General features: G+C 62.6%; 17 protein-coding genes, 2 tRNA genes and 3 rRNA genes. 11 read left to right on the plus strand and 11 right to left on the minus strand.

Going from position 1 to position 24,714, the window contains the following annotated elements; all coding sequences use genetic code 11:
- Nucleotides 1–204: 204 nt before the first annotated feature.
- Together QRT08_RS13775 and lipA are read right to left on the minus strand one after the other, a co-directional pair.
- Nucleotides 205–2,145: an alkaline phosphatase PhoX gene (locus QRT08_RS13775; RefSeq protein ID WP_286046542.1), complete on the minus strand. Its 1,941-nt coding sequence runs from the start codon at nt 2,143–2,145 to the stop codon at nt 205–207.
- Nucleotides 2,146–2,265: 120 nt separating this feature from the next.
- Nucleotides 2,266–3,204 carry a lipoyl synthase gene (gene lipA / locus QRT08_RS13780; RefSeq protein WP_286046543.1) on the minus strand — a complete coding sequence of 313 codons (939 nt, stop codon included), beginning with the start codon at nt 3,202–3,204 and terminating at the stop codon, nt 2,266–2,268.
- Between the two features lie 97 nt (nt 3,205–3,301).
- Here lipA and QRT08_RS13785 point away from each other — a divergent pair, with 97 nt between their 5' ends.
- Complete coding sequence (locus QRT08_RS13785) at nt 3,302–5,638, plus strand: DEAD/DEAH box helicase (RefSeq protein ID WP_286046544.1); 2,337 nt, start codon at nt 3,302–3,304, stop codon at nt 5,636–5,638.
- Here the strand turns inward: QRT08_RS13785 and QRT08_RS13790 are convergent.
- Nucleotides 5,621–6,271, minus strand: coding sequence for an HAD family hydrolase (locus QRT08_RS13790; RefSeq protein WP_286046545.1), 651 nt, complete (start codon nt 6,269–6,271; stop codon nt 5,621–5,623). The genes QRT08_RS13785 and QRT08_RS13790 overlap by 18 nt on opposite strands.
- Before the next feature lie 75 nt (nt 6,272–6,346).
- On the opposite strand from QRT08_RS13790, the gene QRT08_RS13795 reads away from it, so the two are divergent.
- The 3 genes from QRT08_RS13795 to QRT08_RS13805 are packed head-to-tail and all read left to right on the plus strand — an operon-like array spanning nt 6,347 to nt 9,774.
- The gene (locus QRT08_RS13795; RefSeq protein WP_286046546.1) at nt 6,347–7,072 is read left to right on the plus strand and encodes a DUF91 domain-containing protein; all 726 of its coding nucleotides are present in this window, start codon (nt 6,347–6,349) and stop codon (nt 7,070–7,072) included.
- A 30-nt stretch (nt 7,073–7,102) separates the two neighbouring features.
- A complete protein-coding gene (endA, locus tag QRT08_RS13800) occupies nt 7,103–8,134 on the plus strand; it encodes a tRNA-intron lyase (protein ID WP_286046547.1) in 1,032 nt (343 codons plus the stop codon).
- Nucleotides 8,131–9,774 carry a tryptophan--tRNA ligase gene (locus tag QRT08_RS13805; protein WP_286046548.1) on the plus strand — a complete coding sequence of 548 codons (1,644 nt, stop codon included), beginning with the start codon at nt 8,131–8,133 and terminating at the stop codon, nt 9,772–9,774. The genes endA and QRT08_RS13805 overlap by 4 nt, the downstream gene beginning before the upstream one ends.
- Here QRT08_RS13805 and QRT08_RS13810 read toward each other — a convergent pair.
- Together QRT08_RS13810 and QRT08_RS13815 are read right to left on the minus strand one after the other, a co-directional pair.
- Entirely contained in the window at nt 9,771–10,829 is a 1,059-nt protein-coding gene (locus QRT08_RS13810) for a quinone-dependent dihydroorotate dehydrogenase (protein WP_286046549.1), read from the minus strand. The two genes, QRT08_RS13805 and QRT08_RS13810, sit on opposite strands and share 4 nt — an antisense overlap.
- 28 nt (nt 10,830–10,857) lie before the next feature.
- The gene (locus QRT08_RS13815; protein WP_008419196.1) at nt 10,858–11,055 is read right to left on the minus strand and encodes a hypothetical protein; all 198 of its coding nucleotides are present in this window, start codon (nt 11,053–11,055) and stop codon (nt 10,858–10,860) included.
- 186 nt (nt 11,056–11,241) lie between these two features.
- Here QRT08_RS13815 and QRT08_RS13820 point away from each other — a divergent pair, with 186 nt between their 5' ends.
- The 6 genes from QRT08_RS13820 (at nt 11,242) to QRT08_RS13845 (ending at nt 17,677) form a co-directional block, all read left to right on the plus strand.
- Nucleotides 11,242–11,550 carry a non-histone chromosomal MC1 family protein gene (locus QRT08_RS13820; RefSeq protein ID WP_286046550.1) on the plus strand — a complete coding sequence of 103 codons (309 nt, stop codon included), beginning with the start codon at nt 11,242–11,244 and terminating at the stop codon, nt 11,548–11,550.
- 802 nt (nt 11,551–12,352) lie between these two features.
- A 16S ribosomal RNA gene (locus QRT08_RS13825) occupies nt 12,353–13,826 on the plus strand.
- A gap of 117 nt (nt 13,827–13,943) precedes the next feature.
- Nucleotides 13,944–14,015, plus strand: a tRNA-Ala gene (locus tag QRT08_RS13830).
- A gap of 210 nt (nt 14,016–14,225) precedes the next feature.
- A 23S ribosomal RNA gene (locus QRT08_RS13835) occupies nt 14,226–17,143 on the plus strand.
- Nucleotides 17,144–17,258: 115 nt separating this feature from the next.
- A 5S ribosomal RNA gene (gene rrf, locus QRT08_RS13840) occupies nt 17,259–17,372 on the plus strand.
- The 16S, 23S and 5S rRNA genes sit together here with 2 tRNA genes alongside, the layout of an rRNA operon.
- Before the next feature lie 229 nt (nt 17,373–17,601).
- A tRNA-Cys gene (locus tag QRT08_RS13845) sits at nt 17,602–17,677 on the plus strand.
- A gap of 103 nt (nt 17,678–17,780) precedes the next feature.
- On the opposite strand, the gene QRT08_RS13850 is transcribed toward QRT08_RS13845, so the two are convergent.
- The 3 genes from QRT08_RS13850 to QRT08_RS13860 all read right to left on the minus strand — a co-directional run bounded on the left by QRT08_RS13850 (nt 17,781) and on the right by QRT08_RS13860 (nt 19,408).
- The gene (locus QRT08_RS13850; RefSeq protein WP_286046551.1) at nt 17,781–18,044 is read right to left on the minus strand and encodes a DUF8150 family protein; all 264 of its coding nucleotides are present in this window, start codon (nt 18,042–18,044) and stop codon (nt 17,781–17,783) included.
- Nucleotides 18,022–18,624, minus strand: a complete 603-nt coding sequence (locus QRT08_RS13855; protein WP_286046552.1) for a hypothetical protein — start codon at nt 18,622–18,624, stop codon at nt 18,022–18,024. The genes QRT08_RS13850 and QRT08_RS13855 overlap by 23 nt, the downstream gene beginning before the upstream one ends.
- A gap of 361 nt (nt 18,625–18,985) precedes the next feature.
- Complete coding sequence (locus QRT08_RS13860; protein ID WP_286046553.1) at nt 18,986–19,408, minus strand: universal stress protein; 423 nt, start codon at nt 19,406–19,408, stop codon at nt 18,986–18,988.
- Between the two features lie 127 nt (nt 19,409–19,535).
- On the opposite strand from QRT08_RS13860, the gene QRT08_RS13865 reads away from it, so the two are divergent.
- Nucleotides 19,536–19,715, plus strand: coding sequence for a hypothetical protein (locus QRT08_RS13865; RefSeq protein ID WP_286046554.1), 180 nt, complete (start codon nt 19,536–19,538; stop codon nt 19,713–19,715).
- Nucleotides 19,716–19,978: 263 nt separating this feature from the next.
- On the opposite strand, the gene QRT08_RS13870 is transcribed toward QRT08_RS13865, so the two are convergent.
- The 3 genes from QRT08_RS13870 to QRT08_RS13880 all read right to left on the minus strand — a co-directional run bounded on the left by QRT08_RS13870 (nt 19,979) and on the right by QRT08_RS13880 (nt 24,417).
- A complete protein-coding gene (locus tag QRT08_RS13870; protein WP_286046555.1) occupies nt 19,979–20,971 on the minus strand; it encodes a sulfite exporter TauE/SafE family protein in 993 nt (330 codons plus the stop codon).
- 101 nt (nt 20,972–21,072) lie between these two features.
- On the minus strand, nt 21,073–23,079 hold the full coding sequence (locus QRT08_RS13875) for a cation:proton antiporter (protein ID WP_286046583.1): 2,007 nt from the start codon (nt 23,077–23,079) through the stop codon (nt 21,073–21,075).
- Nucleotides 23,080–23,298: 219 nt separating this feature from the next.
- Entirely contained in the window at nt 23,299–24,417 is a 1,119-nt protein-coding gene (locus QRT08_RS13880) for a potassium channel family protein (RefSeq protein WP_286046556.1), read from the minus strand.
- Nucleotides 24,418–24,714 lie beyond the last annotated feature (297 nt).

Below are 24,714 nucleotides of genomic sequence, written 5' to 3' on the forward strand. Positions count from 1 at the left end.
GCATGCCACAACCGTCTCCCGCTCGGGTTATAGGATTTTCGTAACGATCGTTCTCCGGTTTTATTTCTCCCGATACCGATAGACGATACGTGTGTCAGACGCTGTCTCGCCGGTCGAATTCCGATCCGCTGCCGATAAAAGAACACGTTCGGTCGGATTAGACCGTTCTCGAATCCGAACGCCATACGTTCGTGGGAAACCGCCTCACTCGTCGGGGTCGTAGACCCAGACCATGTTGTTCTCGTGACCCCGCAAGGAACTGTCCTCGCCGATGACCACGCGGCCGTCGTCCATCACGACGATGTTGTCGGGGTTGGCGATCGTCGTCGAGGGGTCGAAGCCCTGCTTGGTGAACACGGTCTCGATCGTCTCCATGCCCCTGCCGACGACGCCCTCCTCGCTCTCCTTGGCGGGGTTGAACGAGCAGTCGGTGCAGACGGTGCTCTTCGAGTCGGGACGCGCGTCGTAGGGACAGCCCCCGCAGATGTTGGCGTTCGGGCCGCCGGTGACGACCGGCTCCATCCGGAGCAGGTCGTAGTCGTGCTCGGCGGTCCGGTCGCCACAGCGCTCGCCCTCGCCGTAGAGACGCATCCGGTAGACCGCGCCCCACTCGTCGCCGTTTACCTGGATGTGGTCCTCGTCGTCGTGGAACTCCTCGGCGGCCGCCTCGTTGGGCAGGAACGTCTGGTTGGTCTCGGACATCGCGACGTAGGCGTAGTCGCCGATCTCGGCGTCCCGACGGATGTTGACGCCCTCCATCTTGCGGAACTCGTCGGTCGCCCCGAGCGCGCCGGCCGCGCGGTTCGTCTCGAGGAAGGCGACCCGGTCGTCCTCGGCGTTCCCCACTGCCCACCGCTCGACCTCCTCGTCGGTGATGTAGCTGGTCTCGCCCTCGGTGTAATCCGCCTGGGTGACGTCGTCGTACTCGGCGATCCAGGACTCGATCTCCTCGTTGTCGGCGTGGCCGAGTTCGATCCACTCGAGCTGGAACCCGACGTCCGCGGGGTCGCCCCCGACCGGGCCCTGCTGGATCGCCTTCGCGGCGTACAGCGTTCCAGAGGAGAGGTCGCCCGCCTCGTCGGCGATGAACTTGTAGAACCCGCGTGCGGTGCCGTCCGAGGTGGTGTAGGCCGTTTTCTCGTCGGGCATCACGACCGCGTTCTCGTGGGTCGAGCGCCCGAGCGCGAACTGTTTCGTCGGGATCGGCTCCTCGGCGTGTGGCTCCTCGATCTCGAGGATGTAGCCGTAGCGATACGGGTTGGGGAACTCCTCGTCGTAGATCCCCTCGTCGTTGGGTTCGTAGCCGAGGTACTTCGCGATCTGTTCGATGTCGTCGGCGTTCGGGAACCCCTCCTTCTCGGGATCGTTCCACGCGGCCGTGTCGTCGAGGTAGTTCTCCTCCGAGGAGAGGGGCGTCTCCCACGGCGAGACGGTGCCGAAGCAGTTGAACAGCGTCCCCTCGACGGGCCGGAAGTCGACGTTCTGGGCCCCGAGCACCTGCCAGGGGCCGGTTCCACGCGAGACGACGTGAATCCGCGTCATCAGCCCGGGGAAGTCCTCCCAGTTGGTGAAGAGGTACCCCTCGTTCGTCTTTCCCTTCGAGGCCTCCTCGATGGGGATGTAACCGTTGTAGTCCGGGTTGATCCCCTCGGTCAACGCCTCGCCGCCGGGCGTCGTCGGGACGCCCAAACGCTCGCCGTCGCCGATGTCGGTGCCGCCCTCCAGAATCGGCTGATACGAGCCCATCGCCGTCTGGACCATCCGGTCGTAGGACTCCGGAGTGCCGTCGCCGTCCCCGTAATCGTCGTCGTCGCCCGCCGGGATCTGAACGGAGGGAAAGTCCCTCGGCAGGTCGTTGATGTTCAGTCCCCGCACCCCGCCGACGATGCCGGGTTCGTCCTCGCCGTCCAGATCCGTGTCGGGATGCTGGACGTTGAAGAAGAACCGTCCCTCGCGCGTGATGAACATCCCCGTCACCTCCGCGCCGATGATCGAGGTCGCAAACCGGTTGAGCGTCGGTCCCTCCTCGTCGTGGTCGTGGCCCTCGCCCTCTCCGTCGTCGGCCGCGCCGACGCCGGTGGCGCCGACCGCCGAAAGCGCCAGCACCTCTAGTGCCCGCCGCCGTGTGAGTTCTGTCAGAACCATGCACGTGGTATCTCGTGGCATCCCCATTTTTACTTTTATATTTCCAATATAATTTATATATTCTATTCCGGATTAGTATGTGGCCTATATAGATACGTCTCGGACGCCCCGGGGGTGGGGCTAGTTCCCAGCAGCCCGGGCCGCCCGGCGTGCGTCCTCGACGCTCGCTCCCTCCCGGAGCACCGCCTCGACGAACAGCTCGCCCGCCTTGTACGACGAGCGGACCATCGGCCCCGACGCACAGTACAGAAAGTCCAGTTCCTCCTCGGCGACGCGGCGCCACGTCTCGAACTCGTGGGGGTGGACGTACCGGGAGACGTCGAGATGGCTTCGGGAGGGCTGGAGGTACTGACCCAGCGTCACGACGTCGACCTCGGCCTCGCGCAGGTCCGAGAGCGTCTGGTAGATCTCGTGACTATGCTCGCCGACGCCCAACATGAGGCTCGTCTTCGTGTGGATCTCCGATTCCCCGCTGACCTGTTCGAGCACCGAGAGGCTCTGCTCGTAGCCCGCCCGCCGGTCGCGGACGGGGAACTGGAGTCGTTCGACCGTCTCGATGTTGTGGGCGATCACGTCGGGTTCGGCCTCGGTGATCTTCCGAACTAGCTCGGGTTCGCCCCGGAAGTCCGGGATCAGCACCTCGACGAGGATACCCGGATGGCGGGCCTTGATCTCCCTGATGGTCTCGGCGAAGTGGCCCGCGCCCTGATCGGGCAGGTCGTCCCTGTCGACGCTCGTGAGCACGACGTAATCGAGGCCGATCTCCGCGATCGCGCTCGCGACGTTCGCGGGCTCGTCCGGATCGAGCGGCTCCATTCCCCCCGTGGCGACGTCACAGAAGTTACAGCCCCGCGAGCAGCGATCGCCCATCAGCATGAAGGTGGCGGTGCCCCCGTCTCCCGACGCGCCACCACCCCAACACTCCCCGAGGTTGGGACAGTTCGCTTCCTCGCAGACGGTGTGGAGGTCGTGCTCGCGCAGGGTGCGTTTGATCCCGGCGAACTCCCGGCCCGACGGCGGGCGCGTCTTCAGCCAGTCGGGCTTGCGCGAGAGGCTCATTGGCGGTAGTGGGGAGCGCCACGCCAAAAACCTGCGGGGATCGTTCCGTCGAACGGACTAGAAACGCCTTTCCTTCGCCGGTTCCCCTACCCGATAGATGCAGGTCGCCGAGGCGCTCCCCGAGTTCGCGGAGGCCTTCCCCTTCGAGTCGTTCAACGCGATGCAGCGCGAGGCGCTGCCCGCCCTCTTGGAGAGCGACGAAAACGTCGTCGCGAGCGCGCCCACGGCCTCTGGAAAGACGGCGCTCGCGGAACTCGCCATCTGTCGCGCTCTCAGGGAGGACGGAACCGCGCTCTTCATCGCGCCGATGCGCGCGCTGACCAACGAGAAGGAGGGCGAGTGGGAACGCTTCGAGGACCTCGGCTACTCGGTGTACGTCGTCACCGGCGAGCGCGACCTCAACCCCCGCCGGGCGCGGCGCGCGGACATCCTCGTGATGACGCCCGAGAAGGCCGATTCAGCGACCAGAAAACACGAGTCTCGGCGCTACGACTTCGTCACCGACGTCGACTGCTGCGTGATCGACGAGGTCCACCTGCTGGATTCCGATCGGAGGGGGTCGGTGCTGGAGGTGACGGTCTCGCGGCTGCGGCGGCTCTGCGACCCACGGATCGTCGCGCTCTCGGCGACGATGCCCAACATCGAGGACGTCGCCGACTGGCTTGACGCGGGTCCCGAGACCACGTTCGCCTTCGGCGAGGAGTACCGCCCCGTCGATCTGCACGCCGACGTGAAGACCTACTCGCACGGCGAGAACACGTTCGCCGACAAGTACCGCCGGCTCTATCGCGCGCTCGACCTCGCCGAACCCCACATACGGGAGGACGGCCAGGCGCTCGTCTTCGTCGCCTCCCGACAGGACACCGTGCAGGCCGCGAAGAAGGCCCGTGACGAACTGGTCGAGCGCGACGTTCCGATGGGCGCACGCGGCGACTACGACTTCCACACCGAAACTCAGCGGTTGGAGAACAACACGCTCCGACAGTCGGCGCTCGACGGCGTCGGTTTCCACCACGCCGGCCTCTCGAAGAACGACCGGGACCTGATCGAAGGGTGGTTCAAGTCGGGGGAGATCCAACTGTTGTTCTCGACCTCGACGCTCGCGTGGGGCGTGAACCTCCCCGCTCGCTGTGTCGTGATCCGCGATACGAAGTACCACGATCCCCTCGAGGGCGAGGTCGACATGAGCCCGCTCGACGTGTTACAGATGCTCGGACGGGCGGGCAGGCCGGGGTACGACGACGTGGGGTACGGCTGGGTGATCTGCGACCGCTCGGAGGCCGACCGGTATCGCCGCCTGCTGCGGGAGGGAAAGGAGATCGAATCGCGCCTCGCCGAGGACCTCGACGCCCACCTCAACGCCGAGGTCGCGATGGGGACCATCGAGAGCCTCAAGGACGTGATGGACTGGCTCGAGACGACGTTCTACTACGTCCGCGCCAGAAGCAAGCCCGCCGAGTACGGCTTCGAGACGCTCCGCGAGCGCGTGCGCGCCACCCTCGACTCGCTGGTCGACCGGGGGTTCGTCGAGGTGAACGAGGACCTCTCGGTCGGGACCACGCCGCTTGGAGTGCTCGCCTCGAAGTTCTACCTCCGCCTCTCGACCGCCGCGCGATTTCACGATCTGGCGATCCGCGAGTCGATCGACGAGGCCGCCGTGCTGGAGACGGTCGCGCGCGCCAGCGAGTTCGACAGCGTCAGCGCCCGCCAGTCCGAGCGCGACGCGATCGACGCGGCGCTGGGCGGGCGCGGAAGCGACCTCGATGCGGGCGAGCGGAAGGTACTCGCCATCCTCCGGGGCGCGATGACCGGGACCACGCCCTCGGAGCTCTCGGGCGACGCGTGGGTGATCCGGCAGAACGCGCTTCGACTGCTCGCGGCCCTCCAGTCGTTCTGTGACCGCTTCGCCGACCCCCGGACGACCAACCTCGTCAGCCGGATCGCGGGCCGCGTCGAGTACGGCGTGAGCGACGACGCGGTGGGGCTGACCGCAATCACAGGGGTCGGCCCCGGTCGGGCGAGCAAGCTCGCGGGCGAGGGGATCACATCGCCGGGCGACGTGCGGGCGGCGGGCGTCGAGGGGCTGGTCGAGGCCGGACTGACCGAGAGCGTCGCCGAGCGAGTGGTGGACAACGCCGCTTCGTTGCCCGCCCTCTCGATCGACTGGGGCGCGTTCCCCGAGGAGATCGCCCGCGGCGAGAACGAGATCCGCGAGGTGACGATCGAGTCGACGGCGGGCGGGGCGAACGCCGCGGTTCGCGTCAGCGTCAACGGTATCGAGATGACCGAAAGCGAGACGTTCCTCGGCTCGACGACGGTCCCCGTGGGCGTGTTCGGCGGAGATGTCGAGAAGCTCACCTACACCGTCGAGGTGGTCTTTCCCGACCTCCCGCTCGGGTCCGTCGTCGAGAGCCGTTCAGTCCGCGTCACATAGCGCGAGCAGGCGCTCGCGCAGCTCGTCGGGACTCGAAACGACCTCGTCTGCGGCCGAGTGGTCGTGGTCGTCGTTGGTGGGCGTCTCGTAGGCGATCGTGTACGCGCCCGCCGCGGCGGCCGATTCGACGCCGTGTTCGGAGTCCTCGACGACGACGCAGTCTTCGGGCGCGACGCCCATCTCCCGGGCGGCGTGCTCGTAGACCGCCGGCTCGGGCTTGCCGGGCCCGTCGATGTCCTCGGCGCTGATTATCCCGTCGAACCCCTCGAGTTCGAACCGCTCGGTGACCGCTTCGATCCAGTCGGGCGGCGAGGAGGAGACGATCGCCGTTCGAATCCCGCCGTCGTGGAGGGCCGCGAGGAGGCCGCGAAAGCCGGGCATGAGTTCGGCGTGTTCGGTGTAGATCTCGTGGGCGAGCTCCTCGAAGCGCTCGATGTACTCCGCTCGATCGACCCGCGTCGTGTAGTTCGACTCGAGGTAGTCGTAGATCTCCTTGTAGTTCATCCCGGTGATCTCGCTCACGGGCACGTCCTCCTCGACGACCGCCGGCAGCAGTTCCTCGCGCTCGCGTTCGACCCAGTAGTTCTCCGAGTCGACGATCACGCCGTCCATGTCGAACAACACGCAGTCCATACCGGACCTGCCTGCTCCCGGGGGATAGTCCTGCCGGAGCGAAGGTTCATGTACGGGAATCGGACCATCGGAGCCATGCCCGCGCCCGATACGCTCTCCGTGTTCGCCGGAGACTGTCTCGTTTCCACGGACGACGGCACCCACCGCGGCGAGGTGGTCGTCCTGCTCAAACCCGACAACACCGTACTGGTCCACGATACCGACGGCTACCAGCCCGTGGCGTGGCTCACCCGGGCGGACTCGGTCGACCGGACCCGAAACGGCGGTTTTTCGATCACCGCGATCGCCGGCGGGAAGACGCTTCGCGTCGAGTCACAGTGCGCCTACGGCTTCGGCGAGTATCCCGGCTCGAAGGCGGGAATTCCCATCGGGACCTGTCCCGACTGCGAGCGCGCGCTCGTGCGTGCCGGCGGCGCGGTCTCCTGTCTCGGCTGTGAGAACCGCTACGGACTGCCCGACGGCGCGAGCGTCCTCGACGAACCCTGTGACTGCGGCCTGCCGAGGATGTCCGTCGCGCGCGGCGACCGATTCGAACTCTGCATCTCCCGCGAATGCGAATCGCTCGACGCGACCGTGAGGGAGCGGTTCGACAGCGAGTGGGACTGCCCGGACTGCGAGGGGGCCCTCCGGATCATCCGTCGCGGCGGGTTGCTCGCGGGCTGTGAGAACTACCCCGACTGCGAAGTGGGCTACGTGATCCCCACCGGCGTCGTGGTCGGTGACTGTGAGTGCGGCCTGCCGAGGTTCGAGACCCCCCGAGGGAGGCGCTGTCTCGATGCTTCGTGTGGCAGCGACCGGTGAGCCTTTGGGAGCGCTCGCGCAAGACCGGGCATGAACGAACCGCGGGGACGGGTCGAGAACGGGGTGATCCGCGTCGGGGGCGACGCCCGCCAGCGCTACTACGACTCGCGGGGATACGGCCGCCCGCTCGAGGGCAACGAGATCGCGCTCGCCCCCGTCGAGGCGGCCCACCTGCTCTATCGGGGCGATCTCGCCGTCGAGGGGCTCGACTTCCCGGCGTTCGTCCGGCGGGTCGAGGACCCGGGCTTCTTCGTCCGATACCTCGTCTACGCCGACCTCCGCGAGCGGGGGTTTTACCTCTCGCCCGCGCGCGCGGGCTGGGTCGCCGACCCGCCCGATGGGACCGACTTCGTCGTCTACGAGCGCGGCTCGGGGCCGTGGGACGACGACCGGCTCTACGAACTGCGGGTCGTCGGCGAGCGCGAGTCGATCCCCGCGGCGCTCGATGCGGGTGCGCTCGCCGTCGTCGACGAGGAGAGCGAGGTGACGTACTTCGAGGTCGAGCACCCCGCGATCGGGGGATCGTCGACCGATTTCTCGGGATCGGCCCGGGCGGACCTGCTCGCGGATCGGGCGATCGTCTGGAACCCTCCGGAGACGCTGTTCGCCGAGGCCTTCTACGGCCAGCCGCTGGCCGGCCGCGGGGGCGACGACGGCGGACCGATCCAGCTATCGTTGATCGAGGCCGCCCATCTCGTCCGCCGGGGTGCCCTCTCGATCGCCGATCCGGTTCTCGATCGCGGCCGGGCGGTCGAGGGCGAGCGCTTCGACCGCCGGCTCGCGGCCTACGGCGCGCTCCGCGAACGGGGCGTCGTCCCCAAAACCGGGTTCAAGTTCGGCGCGGACTTCCGGGTGTACGCCGACGTGGCGTCGGTCGACGATCTGGGCCACTCGGAGTACCTCGTCCGGGTACTGCCCCCCGGGCGCGTCCTCTCGCCGCGGGATCTCGCGCTCGACGTGCGCCTCGCACACGGGGTCAGAAAGCGAATGGTTTTTGCGCTGACGAGCGCGAACGACGGTACGGAGCCGACCTGGATCTCGGTCGGCAGACTCACACCATGACGGAGGAACCCATCGACGAACCCGAGGACGAACGCCGGGACACTGCGCCGGAGAGCGCCGACGAGACGACCCAAGCGGTCCCGCTTCCCGACGGCGAGGGATCGTGGACCCCTCGAGCAGACGGCGGAGCCGTCGACGACGTCGCGCTCGACCCGTGGGGTTCCTCGACGGTCGACGACTACCGGAACCTCTTCGAGCAGTTCGGCATCGAGGAGTTCGACGCGCTGCTCCCCGAGGTGCCCGATCCCCACTATCTGATGCGCCGGGGCGTGATCTTCGGCCACCGCGAGTACGACCGCGTGGTCCGCGCCATGCGCGAGGGCGAGCCGTTCGCCGCCCTCTCGGGGTTCATGCCGACGGGCGATCCCCACGTCGGCCACAAACTCGTCTTCGACGAGCTGATCTGGCACCAGGAGCAGGGCGGCGACACCTACGGGCTGATCGCCGACCTCGAAGCCCACTCCGCCCGTGGCCTCTCGTGGGCGGAGATCGACGAGCACGCTCGGGACTACCTCCTCAGCCTGCTCGCGCTCGGGTTCGACCCCGAGGAGGGCGAACTCTACCGCCAGTCCGACAACCGGAGGCTGCAGGACCTGGCGTTCGAACTCGGCAGCGAGGTCAACTTCTCGGAGATGGAGGCGATCTACGGATTCGGGGGCGAGACCTCCGTCTCGTACATGCAGAGCGTCGTCACCCAGATGGCCGACATCCTCTATCCCCAGTTGGCGGATCCGAAACCCACCGTGATCCCCGTCGGTCCCGATCAGGACCCGCACGTCCGGCTCGCACGCGACCTGGCCGCCCGAACACGGTACTTCGGCGTCACCGAGGCCTACGCCAGCTTCGAGGCCGACCCCGACGAACGGACGGTGCTCGCGCGCGCCTACGAGGAGCGAGGGGCCTTCGCCGATGATCCCGACCGGCCGCGGTGTGTCGAGGCGGCCGACTGGCTCGCTTCCCACGACACGCCATCGGACCTCCACGACCCTGGCGCGCTGGACTCGGCGATCGAGAAGCTTCGAGCGGCGGGCAAGGAGCCGCTTCGACCCCGGGTTCGGTTCCTCGACCGAAACGCCACCGACGACGCTTTCGAGGCGCTGATCGAGGCAATAGCGGGTGAAAAACGCGTCTACGAGGGCCACATCGACGCCTTCGAGCTATCCCATGAGAACGCCGAGGACCTCGCCCGCGAGGTCGAACTCGCTCATGGGGGATACGGCTTTCTCCCCCCCTCCTCGATCTACCACCGCTTCATGACCGGGCTGACGGGGGGAAAGATGTCCTCGTCGGTGCCCGCGAGCCACATCAGCCTGCTCGACGACCCCGAGACGGGCTACGAGAAGGTCAAGTCCGCGACCACGGGCGGGCGCGAGACGGCGGAACTCCAGCGCGAACTCGGCGGTCGTGCCGACGAGTGTCCGGTCTACGAACTGTACGCCTACCTGCTGGCGGGCGACGACGACGAGTTCGCAAAGGAGGTGTACGACGAGTGTGTCGGCGGCGAGCGACTCTGTGGCGACTGTAAAGAGCAGGCGGCGGTCCTGATGAGGGAGTTCCTCGCCGACCACCAGGAGAAACGCGAGGAGGCCGAGGAACTGCTCGCGGACCTCGACATCGAGTTCGACTCGGCGCGCGCCTAATCGAGGTCCGCGCCGACGGCGTCTTCTACCGATTCGTATCCGTCGCGTTCGAGCAGCGCGAGCAGCCCCTCGTTGATCTCGCGGGCGATCGAGGGGCCGCGATAGACCAAGCCGGTGTAGAGTTGGACGAGGCTCGCGCCCGCGCGGATCTTCCGGTAGGCGTCCTCGGCGGTGAAGACGCCGCCGACGCCGACGACCGGCACGTCGGTTCGCTTGGCGATGAATCGGACCGCCTCGGTCGACCGGGGTTCGATGGGTCGGCCCGAGAGCCCGCCCGTTTCGTTTCGATGCCGTCCCAGCAGGCTCTCGGGGCGCTCGGTCGACGTGTTGGTCGCGATGATCCCGTCGAGTTCGAGCTCTTCGACGACCCCGATCGCGTCCTCGATCGCCCCCTCGGTGAGGTCCGGCGAGAGTTTGACCAACAGGGGGTTCGCGCCGGCGTCCCGAAGGGCGGCGAGGATCCCCCTGAGGTGCGTTTCACCCTGGAGATCGCGGAGTCCGGGCGTGTTCGGGCTCGAGACGTTGACCACGAAGAAGTCGCCGTAGTCGGCGAGTCGGCGGTAGGTGTAGCGGTAGTCCTCGGGTGCGCGTTCGGCCGGCGCCGCCTTCGACTTGCCGATGTTCACTCCCATCGGTATCCCGGGGCGGTCGGTGGCTTCGAGGCGTGCGCCGATCCGATCGGCGCCGTCGTTGTTGAACCCCATCCGGTTGATGATCGCCCCGTCCTCGGGGAGACGGAACATCCGGGGCTTCGGGTTTCCGGCCTGTGGGTCGGCGGTGACGCCGCCGATCTCGACGTGCCCGAACCCGAGCGCCGCCAGCGCTCGCGGGAACTCGCCGTTCTTGTCGAAGCCCGCCGCAACCCCGACCGGGTTCGGGAACCGCTGGCCGAGGAGGTCGGTCGAGAGCCGTGGGTCGGAGATCCGGTATCGGTCGCGAACGACCGCCATCGCCGGCGTTCGCTGGGCGACGTTCAGCAGATCCGTGACGACGGTGTGGGCGGTTTCGGCCGGGAGACGAAAGAGCGCCGGTCGAAGGAGAGAGTAGAACGACATACGGGACTGTCTCGCGCGAATCAGGCCGTCAGAAGTCGTGTTCGACCTCGTCCTTGTCGGCCTTCTGGATGATGATCTTGTCTTCTCGAACGCGGACGAACACCTCGTCGCCGATATCCATCCCCGCGACGGCCAGTTCGTCCTCGTGGAGGTTGAGATGTACGTTGTGATACTGGCCCTGGTCGTCCTTGGCGCCACTCGGGCTCAGCTTCTTTTTGCGCACCATCGGGGTACTCTACCGAACGTTCAGCCCACGGCGTACATAAGTGTTTTCTCATCATACATCACGATCCGGTCTCGGCTGCTTTCGGGCACCGTTCCGAACCGACATATAAACGATCCGGCCGCCGGCACTCGATTTGGGGGATATATTTATTATGAGGGATGTGTTGAACTGACATGGAGCATTATCATGGTCCGCGAAGACGGTAAACGAAACTTCGCCCTGCGCGAAGACAGCGGTGACGAATCGAGCGTGTTCTCGGGCAACACCCCCCGACAGGCCGCCCTGAAGGCCGCCCGTCGGCTCGACCCCGCCCCGAGCGAGGACGAAGCGACCCGGACGACGATCCAACTCCGGGAGAAGGGGACCGACAAGGTCCACATCTACGAGGGCTGGGCGTGGGAGCAGACGGCCCCCGAGGACAGCCCCGACTGGATGCCGGGCGATATCACCGAGGCGAACGTCTCGAAACAGGGCATCGAACATATCGACGAGTAAGGTGCGAGGGTGAGAGGGGGTCGTTCTTTCCGGCCGATAGCCACGGGTTTCGCCACGTATACATCCTTCGCGGACGCACGTACGAACGCGCGGACACCACTCGGCCCGACCGACGGTCCACGGGCCACGGGATGACCAGCCGACCTCCATCCGCGCGATACCCCTCCGAGTGACGAGCCGTCGCTCTCCTGACCACGGAGTCCGACGGTTCCCGGGTTCGCCTTCGAACGTGGTACTTCCCTTCATGGTATCGCAAGACGAAGCGCCGATCGAACGACGGCCTTATATACGTACCTGCCATTCGAAGAGATGCGAAGGACGCCCCGGGCGGTATCGGGGCGATCCCCCGCTGGCGTTGCGTTCCAACGCCGGTGGGAATCCGACGCCCTTATACGACTCAGGGGCGTCGGATCGAACACCGCGAAGTCGACGCCGGTATCCGATTCCGGCGCCGATACCGATCCGACGCCCTTAAGTGGTTACGGGCATTCGGATGTGATGCGGAGAAAGAGACACAGTGATCGTAGGGCGTTCACAGCGTCCTACAGTCGCGGGCCTGCCGAGGGAGGATCGACGTCCTCTCTCGAGGAGCTTCGAAGGGTTTATGACCCATCGAAGCCAACAATCAGGTCCGAAGGAAATGAGGATTCCACCCCTGCGGTCCGCCGTACAGATGGGATCTGATGTTAGCCCTGGTAGTTCGGTGACACCCGGTCGAAGTACGGGGTCGGTCACCGAACTACGGACCATGCAATGTGTACACTTTGTGTACCCGCCTAACCCTGAGCATTCGCTCAGGACCATTCCGGTTGATCCTGCCGGAGGCCATTGCTATTGGAGTCCGATTTAGCCATGCTAGTCGCACGGGTTCAGACCCGTGGCGAATAGCTCCGTAACACGTGGCCAAACTACCCTATGGATCGGAATAACCTCGGGAAACTGAGGCTAATACCGAATACCGCTCTCACGTTGGAATTACAGAGAGCACGAAACGCTCCGGCGCCATAGGATGTGGCTGCGGCCGATTAGGTAGACGGTGGGGTAACGGCCCACCGTGCCGATAATCGGTACGGGTTGTGAGAGCAAGAGCCCGGAGACGGTATCTGAGACAAGATACCGGGCCCTACGGGGCGCAGCAGGCGCGAAACCTTTACACTGCACGAACGTGCGATAAGGGGACTCCAAGTGCGAGGGCATACAGTCCTCGCTTTTTCCTACCGTAAGGTGGTAGGCGAATAAGAGCTGGGCAAGACCGGTGCCAGCCGCCGCGGTAATACCGGCAGCTCGAGTGATGGCCAATATTATTGGGCCTAAAGCGTCCGTAGCTGGCCGAACAGGTCTGTCGGGAAATCCGCTCGCTCAACGAGCGGACGTCCGGCGGAAACCAGTCGGCTTGGGACCGGAAGACCCGAGGGGTACGTCCGGGGTAGGAGTGAAATCCTGTAATCCTGGACGGACCACCGGTGGCGAAAGCGCCTCGGGAGGACGGATCCGACAGTGAGGGACGAAAGCTAGGGTCACGAACCGGATTAGATACCCGGGTAGTCCTAGCTGTAAACGATGCTCGCTAGGTGTGGCACTGGCTACGAGCCAGTGCTGTGCCGTAGGGAAGCCGAGAAGCGAGCCGCCTGGGAAGTACGTCCGCAAGGATGAAACTTAAAGGAATTGGCGGGGGAGCACTACAACCGGAGGAGCCTGCGGTTTAATTGGACTCAACGCCGGACATCTCACCAGCACCGACAGTGTGCGATGAAGATCAGTGTGATGAGCTTATTGGAGCCACTGAGAGGAGGTGCATGGCCGCCGTCAGCTCGTACCGTGAGGCGTCCTGTTAAGTCAGGCAACGAGCGAGACCCGCATCCTTAATTGCCAGCAGTACCCTTGTGGTAGCTGGGTACATTAGGGAGACTGCCGTGGCCAACACGGAGGAAGGAACGGGCAACGGTAGGTCAGTATGCCCCGAATGTGCTGGGCTACACGCGGGCTACAATGGCCGGGACAGTGGGACGCCACCCCGAGAGGGGGCGCTAATCTCCTAAACCCGGTCGTAGTTCGGATTGCGGGCTGAAACCCGCCCGCATGAAGCTGGATTCGGTAGTAATCGCGTCTCAGAAGGGCGCGGTGAATACGTCCCTGCTCCTTGCACACACCGCCCGTCAAAGCACCCGAGTGAGGTCCGGATGAGGCCGCCGTACGGCGGTCGAATCTGGGCTTCGCAAGGGGGCTTAAGTCGTAACAAGGTAGCCGTAGGGGAATCTGCGGCTGGATCACCTCCTACTGACCGGGATCAGGCCGACGCGCCTGACCCACTGTAGGCGGTCCGTAGTTCGTGACCGTTCGTACTCCGATCGGGCACCTCAGAACTACCAGGGCTAACACCTCCCGAGAGGGACGGGCCCATAGCTCAGTGGTAGAGTGCCTCCTTTGCAAGGAGGATGCCCTGGGTTCGAATCCCAGTGGGTCCATCTCCGGAGGAGATCGAAACCGTGTCCCTTAAGTGGGGCACGCACCTTCGATCAAATCCGAACGAGACCGATGCACCGCCCCGTGCAAGCGCGGGTGGGAAGGGTTGATGCACGCACTGGCAGCCACCAGGCGTGCGGATGACGCCGTGTGTACGTGCGATTCAGACGTCCACTGGATCCGTTTACCGGGTCACAGTGACAAATCCAATATCAGCGTGGCTACTGTGCCAGCTGGTGGATGGCTCGGCTCGAGTGCCGATGAAGGACGTGCCAAGCTGCGATAAGCCCTGGGGAGCCGCATGGAGGCCAAGAACCAGGGATCTCCGAATAGGAATCCTCTCGCAATTGCCTTGCGCAATGGGGAACGCCGACAACTGAAACATCTCAGTAACGGCAGGAAGAGAAACCGAACGGGATATCGTGACTAACGGCGAGTGAAAGCGATACAGTCCAAACCGAAGCCTTCGGGCAATGTGGTGTTCGGACTGGCTCTCATCGTCGGATCGTCTGTGTGAAGTCTCCTGGAACGGAGCGCGATACAGGGTGACAGCCCCGTAACACGGACCAGTACGGCGTGCGTCAGCTCCAGAGTAGCGGGGGTTGGATATCCCTCGTCAATACGGCCGGCATCGACGGCCAAGACTAAACACTCCTCGAGACCGATAGCGAACAAGTAGCGTGAGCGAACGCTGAAAAGCACCCTCAGAAGGGAGGTGCAATAGGGCCTGAAATCAGTTGGCGATCGAGCGACGGGGCTCGAAAGGCCCCCTGGAGAACGAACCGGGTGCGAACCCGCAGTAGGACCCAGGGGGAGCCGGTGTTCCGTCGTGCGTTTTGAAAAACGAACCAGGGAGTGTACCTGTTTGGCGAGCCTAACCCGAGAACCGGGGAAGGCGTAGGGAAACCGACATGGCCGCAGTCTTACGACGAGGGCCGCCGTGTTCAAGCGCGGGGAGTCAGACGGGTACGACCCGAAACCGGACGATCTATGCGCATGCAAGGTGAAGCGTGCCGAAAGGCACGTGGAGGCCTGTTAGGGTTGGTGTCTTACAATACCCTCCCGTGATTTGCGTATAGGGGTGAAAGGCCCATCGAGTCCGGAAACAGCTGGTTCCAGTCGAAACATGTCGAAGCATGACCTCTCCCGAGGTAGTTCGTGGGGTAGAGCGACCGATTGGGGGACCGCACTCCGAGAGGAGTGCGCCCCCCTGTCAAACTCCGAACCTACGGACGCCGTCGACGGAGGGAATCCGGTGTGCCGGGGTAAGCCTGTGCACCGTGAGGGAGACAACCCAGAGCCGGGTTAAGGTCCCCAAGTGTGAGCTAAGTGCGATTGAAGGTGGTCGCAAGCCCTAGACAGCCGGGAGGTGAGCTTAGAAGCAGCTACCCTCTAAGAAAAGCGTAACAGCTTACCGGCCGAGGTTTGCGGCGCCGAAAATGATCGGGGCTCAAGTTCACCACCGAGACCTGGCCGTGCGCCTCACAGCGCAATCGTGTAGACTGGCACTCCGGTCGGATGGAAGCTCGGGCGAGAGCTCGCGTGGACCGATCGGTGACGAAAATCCTGGTCATAGTAGCAGCGTTAGTCGGGTTAGAACCCCGACGGCCGAATGAGTAAGGGTTCCTCGGCAATGCTGATCAGCCGAGGGTTAGTCGATCCTAAGTCCTCCCGTAATTCGAAGGGGACGAACGGGAAACTGGTTAATATTCCAGTACCGTTGTGCAGTGAAAGGTGACGCTTCGGGGCCGACCGAGCCGGGCACTCGCCCGGTCGAACCGTCAAAGTCCGTGGAAGCCGTAATGGCACGAAGCGGACGAACGGCGGGACAGCGAAAGTCGGTTCAACCTGGAGCCCGTGAAAAACCGAGCACAACGATCGTACCGAGATCCGACACAGGTACTCATGGCGGCGAAAGCCAAGGCCTGTCGGGATCAACCGACGTTAGGGAATTCGGCAAATTAGTCCCGTAAGTTCGCGATAAGGGATGCCTGCCCTGTGGAGGGGCAGGCCGCAGTGACTCGGACGCTCCGACTGTTTAGTAAAAACATAGGTGATCGCAAATCCGAAAGGACTCGTACGATCACTGAATCCTGCCCAGTGCGGGTATCTGAACACCCAGTACAATGGGACGAAGGACCCGTTAACGGCGGGGGTAACTATGACCCTCTTAAGGTAGCGTAGTACCTTGCCGCTTTAGTAGCGGCTTGCATGAATGGATGAACGAGAGCGTCGCTGTCCCAACGTTGGGCCCGGTGAACTGTACGTTCCAGTGCGGAGTCTGGAGACCCCCAAGGGGAAGCGAAGACCCTATAGAGCTTTACTGCAGGCTGTCGCTGGGACGTGGTCGCCATCGTGCAGCATAGGTAGGAGTCGTTACGCAGGCACCCGCGCCAGCGGGCCGCCGAGACATCATTGAAATACTACCCGATGGTGACTGCGACCCTCACTCCGGGAGGAGGACACCGGTAGCCGGGCAGTTTGACTGGGGCGGTACGCGCTCGAAAAGATATCGAGCGCGCCCCAAGGTTTCCTCATCCGGGTCGGACACCCGGAAAAGAGCGCAAGAGCATAAGGAAGCCTGACAGTGTTCTTCATAACACGGAACGCTGACGCGAAAGCGTGGTCTAGCGAACCAATCAGCCTGCTTGATGCGGGCGATTGCTGACAGAAAAGCTACCTTAGGGATAACAGAGTCGTCACCGGCAAGAGCACATATCGACCCGGTGGCTTGCTACCTCGATGTCGGTTCCCTCCATCCTGCCCGTGCAGAAGCGGGCAAGGGTGAGGTTGTTCGCCTATTAAAGGAGGTCGTGAGCTGGGTTTAGACCGTCGTGAGACAGGTCGGCTGCTATCTATTGGGGGTGTTTTGGTACCTGACGGGAACGATCGTATAGTACGAGAGGAACTACGATTGGTCACCACTGGTGTACCGGTTGTCCGAGAGGGCACGTGCCGGGCAGCTACGTGACACGGGGTAAGAGCTGAACGCATCTAAGCTCGAAACCCACCTGGAAAAGAGGTACCGTTGAGGCCGCTCGTAGAAGACGAGTTCGATAGACTCGGGGTGTGCGCACCGAGGCAACGAGGTGTTGAGCCCGCGAGCACTAACTGGTCGAAGCCACACAGTCATACCGCATTTGATCCGTGACCGGTAAACGGATCCAGGCGTTAACTGAATCGCACGTACACAACGGCACGCAACCGATGATGGCGCACTGTGGTTCGATTCCACAGATCGGCATTAAGGCGGCCATAGCGGCGGGGCGACTCCCGTACCCATCCCGAACACGGAAGATAAGCCCGCCAGCGTTCCCGCGAGTACTGGAGTGCGCGAGCCTCTGGGAAAACTGCCTCGCAAGAGGGGCCAAGTACGAACCCAGGAACGCAATCGGAAGTACACGCTGGGTCCGTCCCGGTGGAACCCGAGACCGTTCCGTTATAACGGTTCGCAACTGGTGGTTCGCCGCCTTCCACTCATATCAAAGCCCACGACCCTCCGGGGTCGTGGGCTTTTTTCATTTACCGACGAGCGACAGCGCTCCGGACCGCTATCCTTATGCCCGTAACACCGATAGTGCCAACCGTGCCAAGGTGGCAGAGTCCGGCCTAACGCAGCGGCCTGCAGAGCCGCCCATCGCCGGTTCAAATCCGGCCCTTGGCTCTCACACGTTTCCCTAAAGCCCAAGACGTAGTCGTCTTGGCAACACCTCCTATTTCGAGACGCTATGTATGGTTTCTGAGATGAATTTCCGAGAGAAGATCGTCTACTTCGAATCGGCGTTGGACTCATCGCTCACTTCAAGGATCTCCGCCGCTACGTCTTCCACGTGCTGCTGGTGGTCCGCCGACGTCTGTACGCTTTGGGCCGCATCGAGTTGATCGTTGACGACGGCGTTCTGTTGTGGTCCCCACGTCTCCGGCGGCTCTGATTTGATGTATTCGACCCAACGCTTGATGCCCTCGATGCGCTGCTCGCGGTTGCGTTCGTGCTTGGCGTCGAGATGCTCACGCGCGTTTGAGTCGCTCATATTCGTCTTCGACGTCGAGTCGCGTCACCCACTCTTCGAGGCGGGGCACACTAAGACTTTCCTCGAAAAGCGTGTAGAGGTGGACTGCATCCTCGACGTCCTTCTGCGCGCCGAGGTGGAGTTTGTACGCGATCTGGAGCTCTAAGGGACCTATCGGAATCGTCTCGCCACCGATTTGGGCCGTGATAGCGTTTTCGAGGGACGCGCGGTCGAACTCGTCGCGCGCGAACTTGACTTCGAGGTGCGGTGTGACCTGATCCGTTGGCCCGACCCAGATGTTATCTCCGTTGTCGAGCATCTCGTACATCGAAGAGAGCGGCATTGCCGGCCCCCAGAACCCCTCCTCGTCAAGCGTCTCCGCGAGTTCGTCTGCAGTCTCCTCGTCGATCCGTTCGATGAGAACGTCAACGTCTTCGGTGGATCGTGCCCGACCAGCGAGTATGGAGACGTATCCCGCGATGTAGACGTGCGCGATGTCAAACTGACCGAGAATCTCGGAGAACCCGATCGCCAACTCGTCGAGCTGATTCGGTTCACGCTCGACGACGAGTGTTCTGTTCCGCAACTCGATACCGCCCATAGAGCTTCGTTTGCAGGTGGGCGCATAAATCGTTGGGAATCCAGGGTTCACCAAAACTGACCCTGATTCCGGTAGTGGGCTCCTCGCTCCAGGAATCGTTCGGTACAGTGTGAGCGAATCTTTTCCCAGTTGGGATACTTGACCGTCATCGTCGCTCTTCGAGGTCGTCGATCGCACGGTAGAACTGCTCGCTGTTGGCTGGGTGCTCCGACATCGCCTGTTCTTCCAGCACGCTCCTTGAGTGACGAGCGAATCCGAGAAGGGTTCGCCGCGATGACGACGTTCGAAACGTTCGGAGCCCCGGTGGTTTCCGGGTCCCGATGACGGGTATAGCTCGAACGACCGTGTATACCCTTCCGTCCTACGATGGGAGGACGAGCACCGGACGGTCGGTCTCGGTGATGAGCGAGTAGGCGGTGTCCCCGGTCAGGAGATTCGCCCAGCGACTCGACTCGCGCGGTACGAAGACGATGACGCTCGCGGCCTCGTCGTCCGCCCCGTCGAGGATCGTCTCGGTCACGTCCGTCCCGTAGAGGATGCGGTGTTCGACGTCGACGCCGGTCCCGCGGCAGTGTTCGTCCACGACCGCGAAGATCGCCTCGGCGTTCTCCTCTCGCTGTTCGACCGGGGCTTTGTCGATCCCGCCGCCGGCCTTCTCGACGACGTGGACCGCGACGATCGTCCCGATCTCGTCGGCCCGCTCGAACAGTCGCCGACAGGTCGTCGCCGCGTCCTTCTCGCTCGCGACCGGAAGCAACACGCGATCGAACAGCCGATCAGCCATGACGCTCCTCCGGATGATGATCCGATTCGTGGGACGATCTCATGGTCGGAGTTCGGCCGCAGCGCTCTTAATAGGTCGGGCGCGAGGAAAAGTAACTTCTATAGCCCCGGGACGACACCCCTGGGGTATGCAACGACGCGCTGCCGCGACCTACGCGGCGTTCTTCGCGCTGATCGCCCTCGCCGCGTGGGCGGCCGGCTCGTTCGGACTCGTTTCGAACCAGACGGGCCTGCGGTGGATCTCCGTCCTCAGTGGCATCACCGTCTTCCTGCTCGTTGCGCTCTCGTATCTCCCGGTCAGGGGCTGAGTTGTCGCCTGCGAGTGAAGATACAGGTATCTCTCACGCAACTCACCGGTCGGGTCGAGTCACTCACACAACCCTGACGAACGACGAACTCGATCGGATCATCCCGGAAGTAGTGCTCGAAATGTACCCCTAATCCAGGCAAAGTAAATCGCAAACTCCACCCTCAAAACGCACCGACGACACCTCTGCTTATACTATCGGTCATACCTGCGCGAACCGTTGATGGCACGAACGGGTCCTCCGTGGTCCGAAAACGGATGAATTCAAAACAAAATAGACCGTTCTTCGCGCATATTTTGTACCCCGAGGTAGAGGATGATCACGCTCATCAGCAGCGCACCTCCAAGGAGGAGCGTCAAACTAAGCGTATGCAGCAGTTCTATATCGTATGTATGGCTGATAGTTTTGCTGGCCACCGAGATACTTCCGATCAGTAGCATAGCGCCGAAGGTCGTCCTGAGCTCCGCGTCGTCGAGATGGTCGGTAAGAACGGAACCGATACGAGTTCCGACCGTACTGCCGACGAGCAACGGAACCAACATGGCGAAATGAATCGCTCCCTGCTGGCCGTAGACGAATGCCCCGTACGCACTGGAGATAGTAATCTGAAAGATGTCCGTACCGACGGCGACGGCTCCCGGCATCGCCAAGCCGTACATGAGCGCGGGGACCATCAAGAATCCGCCACCGACCCCGAGGAATCCGGACAGACTTCCGACTACCAACGCGATCGGAAGCACCACCCAAACGGAGAGGGTAACGTCATTGTGAAAGGTGACCGTTGGCGGGATGGTGACTCGTTCGAGGTGGGCGGAGAGAGACGACGGGTTCTCGATAGAACTCTCGTCTTCGATCGCGGGGTGTCGTCCGTCGCGGATGACGAACACACCGATTGACGCGAGGAGGACGACGTAAAGGAGACTGACAACGAGATCCGCGAGTCCGACGTCCGCCAGCAGCAGTAATGCCCGTTTCCCGATCTCGATGCCGACCGTCGTTCCGAGAATCAGCAGGAAACCGAGTCGATAATCGATATGCTCGAGGCCGCGATGCGTAATCGTCGCAGTGAGTGATGTCCAGAAGACGAACGCGAGCCCTGTTCCGACAGCAGTAGGGGCAGAATGTCCGAGAACGAGAAGCGCAGGGGTAACGAAGAAACTCCCACCCATCCCGAAGAACCCGAAGAGGATACCGACAGTCAGTCCAAACACGACAAATAGGACGATGAGTGGAATACCCGCTTCGAAAGGGCTCATACACTACTCTACGGTTGCGATCGCTACAGTTGTTACTCTCACCATTCGTCCGCAATTGTGGAGTGATCTCACTCCCACAAACCCCGGTAATTCGAGCGTTTTTATTCCATCGACAAATGTGGCTGCTCGTCGGTACCCCCACCGACCGGCGGATAGATTACGACGAAGTCGCCCGGCGTGAGTGTCGAGACCCGTTCGGTCAGTTCCTGGAGTTCCGGTCGCCAACCGATGGTGTTTCGGCGAGCGCTCGCACACATCACGAGATCCCCCGCCGTCACGTCTTCGGAAAGAACCCGAATCAATCGGTCCCAGTCGTCGATGTATTCTCTCTCGATAGGCGTGTTCGATTCGAGTTCTTCGAACAACGGCTCGTAACGAACCTCGGATTCCTCGACGACGAGTGCTCGTATCGGCGCTCCGGTACCCGCTGCAATCCGTTCGACCGTCTGTCCGACCGCGTAGAAGTTCGGATCGTGTGACAGCTCGGGTGGGAGCACGACGACGATTCGGGAGACGGTGTTGAGCGGTTCCCGGATCCGGGAGACGAGAACGAGTTGGTCAGTCCATGCGAGAACCTGCCGCGTAGTCCGACTGAAGAGAGGTTGTCTGTAGAGCCGCATCCCGTCCCAATCGAGAAGGATCGTCGTGATCCGGTTTTCGACGGCTGCGCGAGTGATCCCGGAGGCGATGTTGTGATCGACGCGCGTGTGAAACGATACCGGTACCTCTGCGCCGGCAGCGTACTCTTCCGTGTGTGCGATCGCTGCATCGGCGGTCGCAACCTTTTGCTCCGTTTTCGGTCCCGGGTGGACGACCGCCAGCGTGTGTAACGGTTCGGTGGATCGTTCCTCCCGGATAGATAACGCTAGATCGAGCAGCGATTCGTGATACCTCATCAGCTCCTCGTGGTGCTCGGGGACCGGAGTAAACAGAATGAGGATCCGTTGGCGAACGTCGGCCGGCTCGCGTTTCCCTCGCCGCTCTTTCGTCACGACTGCTCGACCGTATTTCTCGACCACGATCGGACTGACCAGACTCACGACGAGGATCATCGACACCGCGCCGTTGATCATATCCGTATCGAATCCGGGAATACCTGCCTCGAACGCGATGAGCACGATCGCCAACGCTTCGGCCTGTCCGACCGATAGCCCGAACATGCTTCCGATCTGGTCGAGATCGTACGCGTACAGCAAGCCGGTAAGCCAGGACGCGACGAACTTCGTGACGAGTGTGAGGCCGATCAACGCCCCGGCGAGCAGCAGCGACTCGTGGCCCCCAACGATCAAGGTCACATCGACGAGCAATCCTATCGAGAGGAGAAAGAACGGGATGAACAGCGCGTTGCCGACGAACTGGACGCGATTCATCAACGGCCCTCGATCGGGGATGAGCCGGTTGAGCGCCAATCCCGCCACGAGCGCTCCGATAATCGGTTCGGCTCCGACTACTTCGGCGAAAACCGCTGAACCGAAGAGGGCAGCCATGACGAACAGGAACTCGAAGTAACTCTCTTCGGCGAGGCTCCGAAAGAACCGGCGACCGAGCCACGGAACGAGATACCAGATCCCGGTGAAGAGCAGCGTGAGGCCGAGCCCGAGTTCCACCCAAAACAGCCAATCGAGGGGAGCTTCCGCCGAAGCGACGACGATGACGAGAACGAGCAGTGCGAGTACGTTCGTGAGCACGGTGCCGCCGATGGTCGCCGTGACGGCGTCATCGCCGACGATCCCGAGTTGACGGGCGACGGGATATGCGAGCAGCGTATGCGAGGCGAAGATAGCCGCGAACAATAACGCCGTCGACAACGAGAATCCGAACGCCCACATCCCGAAAACGGTACCGACTCCCTGAGGAATGAGGAACGCGAGAACGCCGAAGACGATGCTCTGGTCGATGTTGTCAAAAAACCTGTTGAGGTCGATCTCGACGCCGGCGAGAAACATCAGATAGATCAGTCCGACCTCCCCGAGGAGAACGATCGCATCCCCTCGCTCGATCATACCGGCTGCGTTCGGACCGATCGCGGCCCCAGTGAGGATGATTCCGATAATACCGGGCAACCGATGGCGTTCCAAGAGGAGTGGTGCGACGAGAAAGATGACCATCGCCAACGCGAAGATCGTTACCGGATCGTCAACAGGAATGGTTTGAAAAAGTGCCACTAGGGGTTCACCGTCGATTAAAACGTCATACCACTGCTTCACCTATCCTCTCTCCGATCGTTTTCAGCGGAATCTCTGTGTAACAAATCGATGAGAGTCGGATTCTACGGCGAAATAGAGGACTGTTTATCAGACTTCCCGAATTGATAGCGGCTGGACGAATCACTCTCTTACGTAGATGAGAAGATCGTTTTGCTGGAGTTCGAAATCGGGATCGGGTGCGAGGTACAACTCCTCATTTCGAGTGACACCGATGATACGGTCGATGTCGAGCGCTGCGCGTTCTACGTCCGGGTCTCTCAGACGGGTGAACAGGATATCACCGTCGGTACCGCTAACGGGCTCGTCGAGGACGGCAGCAGCGACCATCTGTCCGGAGATATCCGATAGCTCGAGTACGTAGTCAGCGCCTGCTCGCTCGACTCGTTCGACTGCTTCGCTCTCCGTCACTCGCACGAAAATATCGACTGTAGCATTCACCTCGCGGGCGAGTAGCGTTGCGTACAGTGCTTGTCTGTCTTTCGGAAGCGAAATGATGACTGCGTCTGCATTCTCTACGCCCGCCTCTTGGAGCGTCTTCGTAGTGGTTGCGTCGCCGACGACGTCCACGTGTTCGTCCTCGTGGATGTCCACGACGGTCGGATCCGCACCCCAGGTTTCCAACGCCGACCGAACAGTACTGCCGACCGTTCCGTGACCGAGGATGATGATTCGATCGGACGGGATTCCCGCGCTCATCGCGTAGTGCGTGGCGAGCGCTTGCCCGATGACCTGTCGTGGCTGTACGACGTACTCGACGCCGGCCGAGTGCAGATACTGTCGGAGTGTCGAATCCTCGAGCGTTGCGGTTATCGGGACCGTCGGAGCCACGTCGCGGACGGCGAGCGCAGCGTTCAGCGTCAACTGATCGTCGCCAGCGACGACCGCTGCCTGTGCCTTCTCGACCGAGGCTTTCCGGAGGTCAGATTCGGATTCTGGGTCTCCGTGTAACACGGTGTGTCCGAGGTCGCGGAGTTCTGCTGCGCGATCTTGGTCTGTTTCGATGATCACGTAGGGGTGTTGATGAGCGTGTGACTCGATTTCGGTGATGAACGTGTGGACGAGCGGCGTGTGTCCGGAGATTACGACGTGATTTTCGAGTGGCTCGACGGTATCGAACCGTCGTTGCTGGATGAATTGACTAAACCAGGGCACGACGAATAGTGGCAGGAGGAGAAAGAGGAGCAGGTGCCGGTGAATTGCATCAGAATCGTGAACAGGTTCATGATCGTCGTTTCCCACGGTGCGTCTTGCCCGTATCCCGTGGTCGTTAACGACTGGACGACTGTCTGGAGGGCGCCAGCGAGAGAGAGGTTGCGGTCCTCGTATACGGCCATACCGTACCAGTAAAAGGCCGTGTAGACGCTCATGATGACGGCCACGACGATGACATACACTGCGATGCGATAGCCGATGCTCAGCCGCGTTAACCGACGTGTCGTCTCCGTTGGCCAGCGATCGGGTCTCATCCCCATTTACCTATTCTCGCCATAACCGAAGACTGCTGGGTCTTCCATCAAGGTGGGTGCTACTCGGTTC

Origin of the sequence: Halalkalicoccus sp. NIPERK01 (assembly GCF_030287405.1) — an archaeon.
In the GTDB taxonomy this organism is placed as follows: domain Archaea; phylum Halobacteriota; class Halobacteria; order Halobacteriales; family Halalkalicoccaceae; genus Halalkalicoccus.